We start from the raw sequence: 14,434 nt of genomic DNA, 5'->3' as shown, positions 1-14,434 counted from the left end.
GCCGATGTTAACCCTTTGGAGCCGTTTGTGTCCTCATTACCGGTTGCGGCCGTACTGCCGGAAGTGCTGAAAGCGCTTGAGTACGCCCCGCAAGTTTTGCTCAATGCCCCTACCGGCGCAGGTAAATCTACCTGGCTCCCGCTGCAAATCCTTCAGCAGAGTAAGCTGGAAGGCCGCATTCTGCTGCTTGAACCTCGTCGCCTTGCCGCCCGCAATGTCGCTCAGCGGCTGGCCGAATTATTGGGTGAGAAACCGGGCGAAACCGTTGGCTATCGGATGCGCGCTGACAGCTGCGTGGGGCCAAATACTCGGCTTGAGGTTGTGACCGAAGGGATTTTAACGCGGCTGATCCAACAGGATCCCGAACTTAACGGTATTGGGCTTGTGATCCTCGACGAATTTCATGAGCGCAGTTTGCAGGCCGATCTCGCCCTGGCGCTACTGCTGGACGTGCAGGCCGGGCTTCGCGACGATCTTAAAATTCTGATTATGTCGGCGACGCTGGACAACCAGCGCCTGCAGCAATGCCTGCCGGATGCACCGGTGATTACCTCTGAAGGTCGTGCTTTCCCGGTTGAGCGCCGCTACATGGCTTTGCCAGCGCATCAGCGCTTTGATGACGCAGTTGCCGCCGCCGTGGCCGGGCTGCTGCGTGAGGAGGCGGGATCGCTGCTGCTGTTTTTACCCGGCGTGGGCGAAATTCAGCGCGTTCAGGAGCAACTCAAAGAGCGAGTGGCGAGCGATGTCCAACTTTGCCCGCTGTACGGTGCTTTACCTCTGGGCGAGCAGCGTAAAGCGATTCTGCCCGCCGCGGCGGGAACCCGGAAGGTGGTCCTGGCGACTAACATTGCTGAAACCAGTTTGACCATTGAAGGTATTCGCCTGGTGGTGGATGCGGCGCAGGAGCGTGTCGCTCGCTTTGATGCGCGTACCGGGCTGACCCGGCTGGTCACTCAGCGCGTGAGCCAGGCGTCAATGACCCAGCGAGCCGGGCGCGCCGGGCGTCTGGAACCGGGTATTTGCCTGCATCTGATCGCCGCCGACCAGGCCGAACGTGCGGCGACCCAGAGCGAACCGGAAATCTTACAAAGCGATTTATCCGGCCTGCTGCTGGAGCTATTGCAATGGGGCTGCCAGGACGTGCGTCAGCTAACCTGGCTTGATGTGCCGCCTGAGGTAAACCTTGCGGCCGCTCAGCGGCTGCTACGCCAGCTAGGGGCCGTTGATGAGCAGCGCCGCCTGACGGCAGAAGGGCAAAAAATGGCGAAAATGGGCAACGATCCGCGCCTTGCCTCAATGCTGGTGACGGCCAAAACGCCGGATGAACAGGCCACTGCCGCGTGGCTTACGGCTATCCTGGAAGAACCGCCGCGTACTCAGGGTGGCGGCGATTTGCGGTCGCTTTTCGACAGCAGAAATAGCCAATGGCGGCAGCGCGCCGCTCAGTTGCTGAAAAGAATAAATGCCCGAAGTGGGGAGCCGGATATCTCGCTAGCTATCCCGCTGCTGGCAAGCGGGTTTGCTGACCGCATCGCCCGGCGGCGCGGGGCCGAGGGCCGCTATCAGTTAGCCAACGGCATGGGGGCGATGCTGGAACAGGATGACGCCATGACGCGGCATGAATGGCTGATAGCGCCGCTTTTGCTGCAGGGCAGCCAGTCACCGGATGCCCGCATTCTGCTGGCGCTGCCGCTGGACGTTGAAGAGCTTGTCGCTCGTATCCCGCAGCTGCTGACGGAAAGTGATTCGGTGGAGTGGGATGAAGAGCGGGGTTCGTTAAAAGCCTGGCGGCGTCGTCAAATCGGCAAGTTAGTGGTGAAAACGCAGCTGCTAGCGAAGCCTTCCGAAGAGGAAATGCAGCAGGCGATTTTAAACGGCATTCGCGAACGCGGGCTTGGCCTGCTGGAGTGGTCCGTTCCGGCTCAGCAGTTGCGGCTGCGCCTGGCCTGCGCCGCCCGCTGGCTGCCGGAGCAGAAATGGCCGGCGGTGGACGATGACTCCCTGCTGGCAAAGCTTGAAGACTGGCTGCTGCCGGAAATGCGGGGCGTGCATTCGCTGCGGGCGTTGAAAAATATCGATCTTAGCCGGGCGCTGGGCAACTTGCTTGACTGGCCAATGCGTCAACGGCTGGATAGTGCCCTGCCAACTCATTACACTGTGCCGACCGGAAGCCAGATTGCAATTCGCTATGACAGCGAAAATCCGCCGGCGCTGGCGGTGCGTATCCAGGAAATGTTTGGTGAAGCACAGACGCCTTGCATCGCCGAGGGGCGCGTTCCGCTGGTGCTTGAGCTATTATCTCCGGCGCAGCGGCCGTTGCAGATCACCCGCGATTTAACGGCGTTCTGGAACGGCGCCTGGCGCGAAGTGCAGAAAGAGATGAAGGGACGTTATCCGAAGCACGTCTGGCCGGACGATCCGGCGAATACTGCCCCGACGCGCCGGACGAAAAAGTATTCCTGATGCTCTCTCCCAATGGGATAGGGCGCAAACACGAAAAGACATTCTTGATAAGCGTGTCTGGCTGTTTTTTTTGAGAGATTTCTTCTTTCGCATTGCGCGGAAGAACGGAGAATCGGGCCCTGGCGCCTGAACTTTTGTGGAGAAGATGCATGGCGGGGAATGACCGCGAGCCTATTGGACGTAAAGGAAAACCAACGCGTCCGGCGAAAGAGAAGGTGAGCCGTCGTCGACTCAGGGAAGAGGAGTATGACGACGAGTACGAAGACGATGATTACGAGGACGAAGAACCTATGCCGCCGCGTAAGGGAAAAGGTAAGGGGAATGGCTCGGGCCGCCCGTCGAAAAAACGCCGTTTCTTCTGGCTATTAGTGAAGCTGGCGATCATCTTCTTTGTGGTGCTGGTTATTTACGGCGTGTACCTCGATCAGCAGATCCGTAGCCGCATTGACGGCAAAGTCTGGCAGCTTCCGGCGGCGGTGTATGGCCGCATGGTAAACCTTGAGCCGGATATGCCTTACAGCAAAGCGGAGATGGTGAAGCTGCTGGAAGCGACGCAGTACCGGCAGGTGTCGAGCATGACGCGCCCGGGCGAGTTCACCGTGCAGGGGAACAACATCGAGCTGATTCGCCGCCCGTTTGACTTCCCGGACGGTAAAGAAGGGCAGATCCGCGCGCGTCTGGTGTTTGACGGTGGTCATCTGGAATCTATCCAGAACATGGATAACAACCGAAGCTTCGGTATTTTCCGCCTCGACCCGCGTTTGATCACCATGCTTTCTTCGCCAAACGGCGAGCAGCGCCTGTTTGTGCCGCGTTCCGGCTTCCCGGATCTGCTGGTGGACACGCTGATTGCTACCGAAGACCGCCATTTCTACGAACATGACGGGATCAGCATTTACTCTATTGGCCGCGCCGTTGTCGCTAACCTGACGGCCGGGCGAGCGGTGCAGGGCGGCAGTACGCTGACTCAGCAGCTGGTGAAAAACCTCTTCCTGAGCAACCAGCGTACGCTGTGGCGTAAAGCCAACGAAGCCTACATGGCGCTGATCATGGATGCGCGCTACGACAAAGATCGCATTCTTGAGCTGTATCTGAACGAGGTGTATCTCGGCCAGAGCGGTGACGATCAGATTCGTGGCTTCCCGCTGGCAAGCCTTTATTACTTCGGTCGCCCGGTGGAAGAGCTGAGCCTCGACCAGCAGGCATTGCTGGTGGGGATGGTCAAAGGCGCCTCGCTGTATAACCCGTGGCGTAATCCGAAGCTGGCGCTTGAACGTCGTAACCTGGTCCTGCGCCTGCTGCAGGAACAGAAAGTTATCGATCAGGAGCTGTACGACATGCTGAGCGCGCGTCCTCTGGGCGTGCAGCCACGCGGCGGTGTGATTTCTCCGCAGCCTGCCTTTATGCAGATGGTGCGTCAGGAGCTTCAGGATAAGCTGGGCGACAAGGTGAAAGACCTGTCCGGCGTGAAGATCTTCACCACCTTTGACTCCGTCTCTCAGGATGCCGCAGAGAAGGCGGTGACCGAAGGCGTGCCGGTGCTGCGTGCATCCCGTAAGCTGAACGATCTGGAAGCGGCGATGGTCATTGTTGACCGCTTTACCGGTGAAGTTCGTGCGGTTGTCGGCGGCGCGGAACCACAGTTTGCGGGCTTTAACCGTGCGCTGCAGGCTCGTCGCTCCATTGGCTCGCTGGCAAAACCGGCCACTTATCTGACGGCGTTGAGCCAGCCGGATACGTTCCGCCTGAACACCTGGCTTGCCGATGCCCCGATTGGCATCAAACTGTCGAATGGCCAGGTCTGGTCACCGCAGAACGATAACCACCAGTACAGCGGGCAAGTGATGCTGGTGGATGCGCTGACGCGTTCGATGAACGTGCCAACCGTAAACCTGGGGATGACGCTGGGCCTGCCGGCCATTACCGATACCTGGACCAAGCTTGGGGTACCCAAAGACCAGCTTAATCCGGTGCCGGCGATGATTCTGGGGGCGCTGAACCTGACGCCTATTCAAGTTGCGCAGGCGTTCCAGACGATTGCCAGCGGCGGGAACCGCGCCACGCTTTCCGCGCTGCGCTCGGTGATTGCAGAAGACGGCACCGTGCTGTATCAGAGCTTCCCACAGGCGGAACAGGCGGTGCCTGCGCAGGCCGCTTATCTGACGCTGTTTGGTATGCAGCAGGTGGTGGCTCGCGGTACGGGCCGTGCGCTGGGTGGAAAATACCCGAACCTGCATCTGGCCGGGAAAACCGGGACCACCAACAACAACGTGGATACCTGGTTCGCCGGGATTGATGGCCGTGAAGTGACCATTACCTGGGTAGGGCGTGATAACAACCAGCCAACCAAGCTGTACGGTGCCAGCGGTGCAATGTCGCTGTACCAGCGCTATCTGTCAAACCAGTCGCCGATCCCGCTGGACCTGACTCAGCCGGAAGATATCGTGGATATGGGCGTCAACGGCGCGGGTTACTTCATGTGTAGCGGCGGCGGCGACCGTGTTCTGCCGGTGTGGACAACGAACCCGAGCGCGCTTTGCCAGCAAAGCCAACAGGAAGAGCAGTCTGCTAACCCGTTCAGCCAAGCGCCAGCAGGCCAGCAGCCGCAGCAACAACCGCAGCAGCAGCCTCAGCAGCAACAGCCCGCTCAGGAGCAAAAGAGCGATGGCGTTGCCGGCTGGATTAAGGACATGTTCGGCAGTAATTAAGCCTCGCTTCACTTATAAACCTCTCCCAAAGTGGGAGAGGTTTTTTTCGCCTTTTACCCGCCAGAACGCGTTTCTTATCTTAAATTTCACGTCCAATTAACACCCTATAAACCATCAGGTTATTTCTTATTCCCTTAATCAATCTGAGGGTGTGAGGCGCTTGCTATGCAGCCAGCGTTTCGTCTATTATCCTGCGGGCATAATAATAATTATCGTTTACGTTATCATTTACCACTTCACCAGAGAAAATATCATGGCGCGTTCACTCCCTGGTCAGCCAGCCAAAAACCCTGTCCGTAAGCTTGCTCTGTTTGTAGCGGCGGCGGTGGGCACCGTCAGCGTTAATAGCTTCGCGGCGGACACCGGCACGACCAAAAAAGAAGACACTATTACTGTTTCAGCCACCGCAGTGCCTGCCGAAAGCGCATGGGGGCCATCGCCAACCATCGCCGCTAAACGCAGCGCCACGGCGACCAAAACCGATACCCCAATTGAAAAGACTCCGCAGTCTATTTCGGTGGTGACCAGCGAAGAGATGCAGATGCATCAATTCCAGTCCGTGAAAGAAGCGCTGGGCTATACGCCGGGCGTAACGGTTAGCAGCCGTGGTGCTTCCAATACCTACGATTTTGTCATTATCCGTGGTTTTTCATCCGTGGGCCTGAATCAGAATAACTATCTGGACGGCCTGAAGATGCAGGGTGATTTCTATAATGACGCGGTCATTGACCCTTATATGCTGGAGCGCGTGGAGCTGATGCGCGGTCCAACTTCCGTGCTGTACGGCAAAAGCAGCCCGGGCGGTATTGTGAACATGGTCAGCAAGCGTCCGACCACCGAGCCGCTGCATGAAATCCAGTTCAAAATGGGTACGGACAACCTGTATCAGACAGGCTTTGACTTCAGCGATGCCCTGGATGATGCGGGTGTTTATTCTTATCGCCTGACTGGCGTTGCGCGCTCAAATAACGAGCAGCAGGATAATGCCAAACAGAAGCGTTACGCTATTGCACCCTCTTTCTCATGGCGTCCTGACGACAAGACAAACTTCACCTTCCTGTCTTACTTCCAGAATGAGCCTGAAACAGGCTATTACGGCTGGCTGCCGAAAGAAGGTACCGTTCAACCGTTGCCAAACGGTGGACGTCTGTCTACCAGCTTCAATGAAGCGGCAACTAACAATAGCTATTCCCGTAACCAGAAAATGGTGGGCTATAGCTTTGAACATGGTTTCGACGACACCTTTACCGTGCGTCAAAACCTGCGTTTCTCTGAAATGAAAGTTGCTCAACAAAGCGCTTATGGTACCGGGCTGTGCAACAACAGCATGAATGCTTTCAATGTCTACTGTCAGGCGCTGACTGCAGAGCAAAAAGCTCACTATTTGGGACGTGGTACCGTTGTTGATAATGAACGTCTGCAAAACTTCAGCGTAGATACTCAGTTACAGAGTAAGTTTGCAACCGGAGCTATCGATCACACGCTGTTAACCGGTGTGGATTATATGCGCATGCGTAATGACATTAGCGCTCTGTTTGGTAATGCTCCTGCCCTCGATCTAAACAATCTGGCCTCAATGAGCGATGTCGATTTTGGCAGCGCTGTGCCTTACCAGATGAACGAGAGTAAGCAAACGGGTCTTTATGTGCAGGATCAGGCGGAGTGGAACAAGTGGGTGATGACGCTGGGTGGACGCTATGACTGGTCTAAACAGGCAACCACTGTTCGCAGTGATAACGGTTATATCGATCGTAATGATCATCAGTTTACCTGGCGCGGTGGGGTTAACTACCTGTTCGACAACGGAATCTCTCCGTACTTTAGCTACAGCCAATCCTTTGAGCCGAACGCGTTTAGTCTCTACAGCACACCTCGTGTGGCCTATAAGCCATCTAAAGGTGAACAGTATGAAGCTGGCGTGAAATATGTGCCTAAGGATATGCCGATCGTCGTGACGGGGGCAGTTTATCAGTTGACGAAAACCGATACTCTGATGACTGATCCGACGAATGCTCTGAATCAGGTTCCGGCGGGCGAAGTTCGTGCGCGTGGCGTAGAGCTGGAGGCAAAAGCGGCATTGAACGCCAACATTAACGTGACGGCCTCTTACACGTACACCGATGCACAGTACACTAAAGACACGACCCTTCAGGGCAATAGCCCGGTTCAGGTTCCTAAACATATGGCTTCCCTGTGGGGCGATTACACCTTCAACAGCGGTGTCCTGAGTGGCCTGACGCTGGGTACCGGCGGACGCTTTATTGGCTCCAGCTATGGCGACCCGGCTAACACCTTCAAAGTGGGCAGCGCTGCGGTGATGGATGCGGTCGTGAAGTATGACCTCGGTCGCTTCGGCCTGAACGGCTCCAGCATTGCGGTCAACGTGAATAACCTGCTTGACCGCGAATACGTTGCCAGCTGCTTCGAAACTTATGGCTGCTTCTGGGGCGCTGAGCGTCAGGTGGTTGCTACCGCAACCTTCCGCTTCTAACTTGTCTCCTGGGCACGGTTCGCCGTGCCCTTCACTAAGATGGCTACCATGCAGGATAAACAGCTTCATCCCGACACGACTTTTAGCCTCACTGATGTCACGTTCCGCGTGCCTGGCCGCACGCTACTCCATCCGCTGTCTATCACCTTCCCGGTGGGCAAAGTCACTGGCCTGATTGGCCATAACGGCTCCGGTAAATCGACGCTGCTGAAAATGCTGGGTCGCCACCAGAAACCTTCTGAGGGTGAAATTCTGCTGAACTCACAGCCGCTGGACAGCTGGGGCAGCAAAGCGTTTGCCCGTCAGGTGGCCTATCTTCCCCAGCAGCTTCCTGCCGCTGAGGGTATGACGGTGCGTGAGCTGGTAGCAATTGGCCGTTACCCGTGGCATGGGGCGTTAGGGCGCTTTGGCGTGGCTGACCGTGAGCTGGTGGATGAGGCTATTAGCCTGGTAGGGCTGAAGCCGTTTGCGCATCGCCTGGTGGACAGCCTGTCCGGCGGCGAGCGCCAGCGGGCATGGATCGCCATGCTGGTGGCGCAGGATAGCCGCTGCCTGCTGCTGGATGAGCCAACCTCCGCGCTGGATATTGCCCATCAGGTGGACGTGCTGGCGCTGATTCATCGTCTTAGCCAGGAACGCGGCCTGACGGTGGTTGCCGTTCTGCACGACATCAATATGGCTGCGCGGTACTGCGACAACCTGGTGGCGCTGCGCGGGGGCGAAATGATCGCGCAGGGGACGCCGGAAGCCTTAATGCAGAGCGATACGCTGGAGCATATCTACGGTATTCCGATGGGCATCCTGCCGCACCCGGCGGGGGCTGCGCCAGTGAGTTTTGTTTATTGATGAGCCGTATGAATGACTTTCTTTTGACCCGTCGCCGCCTTCTGGCGGCGATGGCGCTTTCACCGCTGCTGCTAAAATTACCTGCCGCGCAGGCGACGGTACCGGATGCAAAACGCATCATCGCCCTGGAGTGGCTGCCCGTTGAGCTGATGATGGCGCTCGGCGTCACGCCGATGGCCGTTGCCGACATCCCTAATTACCAAATCTGGGTGAACGAACCTAAGCTGCCGGAAGGCGTGATTGATGTTGGCCTGCGCACTGAACCCAATCTCGAGCTGATGGCGCAGCTAAAACCGTCTCTGATTCTCTATTCTGCCGGTTACGGCCCTTCGCCAGAAAAAATCACCCGTATCGCCCCCGGGCTGGGATTCAATTTTAACGATGGCTCAGGCAAGCCGCTGGAGATTGCGCGTAAATCGCTCATCCAGCTGGGTGATACGCTGGGGATGCAGCAGGCCGCCAGTCGGCACCTGGCCGAATTTGATGGGTTTATTGCCAGCATGAAGCCTCGCTTTGCCGCGCGCGGTAACCACCCGGTACTGCTGATGTCATTTTTGGATAATCGTCATGCGCTGGTGGTGGGCAAACACAGCTTGTTCGAACAAGTGATGGATCTGCTGGGGGTGAAAAATGCCTGGCAAGAAGAGACGAATTTCTGGGGAACTGCGGTCGTTGGGATTGAACGCCTGGCGGCGATAAAAGACGCCGATGTACTGTGCTTCGATCATAAAAACGAAGCGGTGGCCCGCCAGGTGACGGCCACGCCGCTGTGGCAAGCGATGCCGTTTATCCGCCAGAACCGTTTTCAGCAGGTTCCCGCCGTCTGGCTTTATGGCACGACAATGTCGGCGATGCACTTTGCCCGCGTGCTGGACGACGGCCTGAGGAGCCTGGCCCGATGAGACGTCACGTTATTTTTCCTGCCAGCCTGCTGCTGGTTCTGTTTGTCGGTGCACTGTGGCTAACGCTGCATAACATGAGCGGTGTCTTACCCTCCGCGCAGTGGGGTAGTGCCTTTGCCGCGCCGGATATCGACGATGTTCAACAGATGCTGTTTCACTTCAGCCTGCTGCCACGCCTGGCGATATCGCTGTTGGTTGGTGCCGGGCTGGGTCTTGTCGGCGTGTTATTCCAGCAGGTACTGCGCAATCCGCTGGCGGAACCGACAACGCTTGGCGTAGCCAGCGGGGCTCAGCTTGGCGTCACGGTTGCCACGCTTTGGGTGCTGCCGCTGGCTGCCCAGCCGTTTGCGGCGCTGATTGGTGCGGCGGTCGTTGGTCTGCTTGTCTTTGGCGTTGCCTGGGGTAAGCGAATGTCGCCGGTCACGCTGATTCTGGCGGGTCTGGTGCTGAGTCTTTATTGCGGCGCGGTTAACCAACTGCTGGCTATTTTCCACCATGATCAGCTGCAGAATATGTTCCTGTGGAGCACCGGATCGCTCAATCAGCAGGACTGGAGCAGCGTTGAAAACCTGTGGCCGCGCTTGCTGGGCGGCCTGCTGCTAACGCTGCTGTTGCTGCGCCCGTTGACGCTGATGGGGCTGGATGACGGCGTGGCGCGTAATCTGGGTCTGGCGCTTTCTCTGGTAAGGCTGGCGACGCTGGCGCTGGCGATTGCGATTAGCGCTCAGCTGGTGAATGCGGTCGGGATCGTTGGTTTTATCGGGCTGTTTGCGCCTTTGCTCGCAAAAATGCTCGGCGCTCGGCGCCTGGCCGCCCGTTTGTTCCTGGCTCCGCTTATTGGGGCGCTGATTCTCTGGATGTCTGACCAGGTTGTGGTCTGGCTTTCCAGCGTTTGGGGCGAAGTCTCTACCGGGACGATCACCGCGCTTATTGGCGCACCTATCCTGCTGTGGCTGCTGCCTCGTCTGCGCACCAGCGGGGCGCCGTCAATGAGCGCCGGAGACCACGTTCAGGCTGAACGCCAGCGTGTACTGATTTGGGTTATCGCGGCTCTTGGCGTTCTACTGCTGGTGATTGCCGCCGCCCTGGCGCTGGGGCGCGACGCCCACGGCTGGCGATGGCTAAGTGGCGCACTCTTTGACGATGTGCTGCCGTGGCGCTGGCCGCGCGTTATGGCGGCTTTGACCGCGGGCGTGATGCTGGCGGTTGCGGGCTGCCTGATCCAGCGGTTAACCGGCAACGCGATGGCCAGCCCGGAAGTCTTGGGTATTAGCTCCGGCGCGGCCTTCGGCGTGGTATTGATGCTGTTTATTGTGCCGGGGAATGCGTTTGTCTGGCTGCTGCCTGCAGGCAGTCTTGGTGCGGCGGTCACGCTGCTGATCATCATGATGGCTGCCGGACGAGGCGGGTTTTCTCCTCAGCGTATGCTGTTGGCCGGGATGGCGCTCAGCACCGCCTTTACCATGCTGCTGATGATGCTGATGGCGAGCGGCGATCCGCGTATGGCGACGCTGCTGACCTGGATTTCTGGCTCGACGTATAACGTTACCGGCGAGCAGGCGGTCAGAACGCTGGTTGTCATGGTCGGGCTGCTAGCGATGACGCCGCTGCTGCGCCGCTGGCTGGTGATTTTACCGCTGGGCGGTGCCACTGCGCGGGCGGTGGGCATGGCGTTAACGCCATCGCGCTTTGCGCTGCTGTTGCTGGCGGCAACGCTTACCGCCACGGCGACGTTAATCGTCGGCCCGCTGAGCTTTGTTGGCCTGATGGCGCCGCATATTGCGCGCATGCTTGGGTTCCGCAGGGCAATGCCGCAGATAGCGATGGCCGGGATTTTTGGCGGGATGCTAATGACTCTGGCTGACTGGTGCGGGAGGATGATTCTGTTCCCGAATCAGGTACCCGCCGGGCTGCTGGCGACGTTTATCGGTGCGCCGTATTTCGTTTATTTGCTGAGAAAGCAGGGGCGGTAACCCCTCACCCTAACCCTCTCCCCAAAAGGGAGAGGGAACTGAAAAGAGCATAAATCAGTTTTTTCCCCTCTCCCTAAAGTGGGGAGGAAACAGTATCGAGCATAAATCTGCTGTTTTCCCCCTCGCCCTTCCAGGGAGAGGGCCGGGGTGAGGGTAAAATTACAGCTTCGCAAACACGCGGCGTGCCGCGTCGATGGTCCGCTGAATATCTTCCTGGCTATGCGCCACGGACATAAAGCCCGCCTCAAACGCTGACGGCGCCAGGTATACGCCTTCTTCCAGCATCAGGTGGAAGAAGCGCTTAAAGCGCTCTACGTCGCACGCAACCACGTCTTTATAGCAGGTGACGGTTTCTGCATCGGTGAAGAACAGGCCGAACATGCCGCCGACGTTATTCACCACCAGCGGGATATTTTCTGCTTTAGCCGCATTCAACAGGCCGTTAGCCAGCATTTCCGTCAGCCCGGTCAGGGTCTGGTGAACGCCAGGCTGCGACACTTCGGTCAGGCAGGCGAAGCCCGCCGCCATGGCGATAGGGTTCCCGGAGAGCGTACCCGCCTGGTAAACCGGACCCGTTGGGGCCAGCGCGTCCATGATTTCTCGACGGCCACCGAAGGCGCCGACCGGCATCCCGCCGCCGATGATTTTGCCGAGGCAGGTCAGGTCTGGCTCGACGTCGTAGTAAGACTGAGCGCCCGCCAGCGCCACGCGGAAGCCGGTCATCACTTCATCGATGATCAGCAACGCGCCGAATTCGTCGCACAGCGCGCGTAGACCCGGCAGGAAGTCCGCGTGCGGAGGAATACAGTTCATGTTGCCCGCGACGGGTTCAACGATGATACAGGCCACATCCTGAGGGTATTGCTCAAAGGCTTCGCGCACGGAGTCCAGGTCGTTATAGGTGCAGGTCAACGTGTGTTTCGCAAAATCAGCCGGCACGCCCGGAGAGTTCGGCTGACCGAGAGTCAGGGCGCCGGAACCGGCTTTCACCAGCAGGCAATCTGCGTGGCCGTGGTAGCAACCTTCGAACTTGATGATTTTATCCCGGCCGGTGTAGCCGCGAGCGAGGCGGATAGCGCTCATGGTGGCTTCGGTGCCGGAGTTCACCATACGAACCATGTCCATGGTCGGCACCAGCTCACAAACCAGCTCCGCCATTCTCACTTCCATTTCGGTTGGCGCCCCAAAGCTCAGGCCGCGCTCAACGGCTTCAATGACCGCGTTGCGAATCGCCGGGTGGTTGTGGCCGAGCACCATTGGGCCCCATGAGCCAACGTAATCGATATAGGCCTTACCGTCTGCGTCATACAGGTAAGCCCCGTCCGCACGCTCGATAAACAGAGGCACTCCGCCTACGCCGGTAAAGGCGCGTACCGGAGAGTTAACGCCGCCGGGAATCACCTGGCGGGCTGCGGCGTACAGGTTTTCAGACTTACTCATGAATCGGCTCCTGATTCGTGGAAATGGTAACAGCGGGCTATTCTATGTGAAACCTGCCTCGCGTTGAAATATTTGCCCAAATCAAACGTTACGGTTTATTAGCTAATTTAATAAGACGAAGGTCTTTTCTGTGGGTAAAATGCCCGCCTTATTTGTATGACTAAACGGTTAGAGCCCATGAATTTAGCCCATAACTCTCTCGAACAGGCGCAAAGCGTCCAACAGCGTCGCGGGGCTATTCTGCGTCGCCTGATTGGCCAGGATAAAATGCCGCTAATGATTTTGCTGATGGCCGCGGTGGTGGGCACGCTGGCGGGCCTGGTCGGCGTGGCGTTTGAGAAGTCGGTTAACTGGGTGCTTCAGCACCGCATCGGTATGCTGGCGCAGGTCGCGGACAGCGCCTGGCTGGTGTGGCCGCTGGCGTTTATCAGCTCGGCGCTGCTGGCAATGGTAGGCTATTTTCTGGTACGCCGTTTTGCCCCTGAAGCCGGTGGGTCGGGTATTCCTGAAATCGAAGGGGCGCTGGAAGATTTACGGCCAGTGCGCTGGTGGCGCGTGATCCCGGTGAAATTCATCGGCGGGATGGGCACGCTTGGCGCGGGAATGGTGCTGGGACGCGAAGGGCCGACCGTGCAGCTTGGGGGGAACATCGGGCGAATGGTGACTGACATCTTCCGCATGAAAGGTGCTGAAGCCCGTCATTCGCTGCTGGCAACAGGCGCTGCTGCCGGGCTGTCTGCGGCATTTAATGCCCCGCTGGCCGGGATTCTGTTTATTATCGAAGAGATGCGTACCCAGTTCCGCTACAACCTGATTTCGATCAAAGCGGTGTTTATCGGCGTGATTATGTCGAGCATCGTGTTTCGGATCTTTAATACCGAAACGACGGTGATTCAGGTTGGCAGGCTGGCGGATGCCCCCGTTAACACGCTTTGGTTGTACCTGATTCTCGGCATGGTTTTTGGCATTGTCGGCGTGGTGTTTAACCGGCTGGTGATTGGCGCTCAGGATATGTTCCAGCGCATTCACGGCGGCAACATTAAGAAGTGGGTGCTGATCGGCGGACTTATTGGGGGGCTTTGCGGCGTACTGGGGCTGATTCAGCAGGCGGCGTCCGGCGGTGGGTTTAGCCTTATCCCGATTGCGGCCGCGGGGAATTACACTATCGGGATGCTGTTGTTCCTGTTCGTCGCTCGCGTAATCACCACTTTACTCTGTTTCTCCTCCGGTGCACCGGGCGGTATTTTTGCCCCGATGCTGGCGCTGGGCACGCTGCTTGGCACCGCGTTTGGCACGGCCTGTGCCGCCTGGTTCCCCGCGTATCATCTTGATATGGGCACCTTTGCGATTGCCGGAATGGGAGCGTTACTCGCCGCCTCACTGCGTGCACCGCTCACCGCTATCGTGCTGGTGCTTGAGATGACGGATAATTACCAGCTCATTCTGCCAATGATTATCACCTGTCTTGGGGCGACACTGTTGGCACAATTTTTGGGCGGGAAACCGCTATACTCGGTGATTCTGGCAAGAACTCTGGCAAAACAAGAAGCTGAGAAAGCGCGAGCGGGCGAGCAGGCTTCCGCCGGGCAGAATACTTGAACGAATTACTCG

At 58.0% G+C, this 14,434-nt stretch carries 8 protein-coding genes; 7 read left to right on the top strand and 1 reads right to left on the bottom strand.

The window, feature by feature from the left end; translation table 11 throughout:
- Positions 1 to 27 precede the first annotated feature (27 nt).
- From hrpB to fhuB, 6 genes are all read left to right on the top strand, one after another.
- The gene (gene hrpB / locus F3J29_RS13330; protein WP_166866760.1) at positions 28 to 2,463 is read left to right on the top strand and encodes an ATP-dependent helicase HrpB; all 2,436 of its coding nucleotides are present in this window, start codon (positions 28 to 30) and stop codon (positions 2,461 to 2,463) included.
- Between the two features lie 149 nt (positions 2,464 to 2,612).
- The gene (gene mrcB, locus F3J29_RS13325; protein ID WP_166866758.1) at positions 2,613 to 5,171 is read left to right on the top strand and encodes a bifunctional glycosyl transferase/transpeptidase; all 2,559 of its coding nucleotides are present in this window, start codon (positions 2,613 to 2,615) and stop codon (positions 5,169 to 5,171) included.
- Positions 5,172 to 5,424: 253 nt separating this feature from the next.
- A complete protein-coding gene (fhuA, locus tag F3J29_RS13320) occupies positions 5,425 to 7,662 on the top strand; it encodes a ferrichrome porin FhuA (RefSeq protein ID WP_166866756.1) in 2,238 nt (745 codons plus the stop codon).
- A 48-nt stretch (positions 7,663 to 7,710) separates the two neighbouring features.
- Positions 7,711 to 8,508, top strand: a complete 798-nt coding sequence (gene fhuC / locus F3J29_RS13315) for a Fe3+-hydroxamate ABC transporter ATP-binding protein FhuC (RefSeq protein ID WP_008460370.1) — start codon at positions 7,711 to 7,713, stop codon at positions 8,506 to 8,508.
- Positions 8,508 to 9,410 carry a Fe(3+)-hydroxamate ABC transporter substrate-binding protein FhuD gene (gene fhuD, locus F3J29_RS13310; protein WP_166866755.1) on the top strand — a complete coding sequence of 301 codons (903 nt, stop codon included), beginning with the start codon at positions 8,508 to 8,510 and terminating at the stop codon, positions 9,408 to 9,410. The genes fhuC and fhuD overlap by 1 nt, the downstream gene beginning before the upstream one ends.
- On the top strand, positions 9,407 to 11,383 hold the full coding sequence (fhuB, locus tag F3J29_RS13305) for a Fe(3+)-hydroxamate ABC transporter permease FhuB (RefSeq protein WP_166866753.1): 1,977 nt from the start codon (positions 9,407 to 9,409) through the stop codon (positions 11,381 to 11,383). Before fhuD ends, fhuB begins: the two co-directional genes overlap by 4 nt.
- Positions 11,384 to 11,542: 159 nt before the next feature.
- Here fhuB and hemL read toward each other — a convergent pair whose 3' ends face one another.
- Positions 11,543 to 12,823 (bottom strand): glutamate-1-semialdehyde 2,1-aminomutase, encoded by a 1,281-nt coding sequence (gene hemL / locus F3J29_RS13300; RefSeq protein WP_166866751.1) that lies wholly within the window; start codon positions 12,821 to 12,823, stop codon positions 11,543 to 11,545.
- 177 nt (positions 12,824 to 13,000) lie between these two features.
- Between hemL and clcA the strand changes: the two genes are divergently transcribed.
- Positions 13,001 to 14,422: a H(+)/Cl(-) exchange transporter ClcA gene (gene clcA, locus F3J29_RS13295; RefSeq protein ID WP_166866750.1), complete on the top strand. Its 1,422-nt coding sequence runs from the start codon at positions 13,001 to 13,003 to the stop codon at positions 14,420 to 14,422.
- Positions 14,423 to 14,434: the final 12 nt, after the last annotated feature.

The organism is Enterobacter sp. Cy-643 (assembly GCF_011752815.1).
Taxonomy (GTDB): Bacteria; Pseudomonadota; Gammaproteobacteria; order Enterobacterales; family Enterobacteriaceae; genus Cedecea.
The sequence above is the reverse complement of the archived record's forward strand: the minus strand, read 5'-3'. Positions and strand labels throughout refer to the sequence as shown.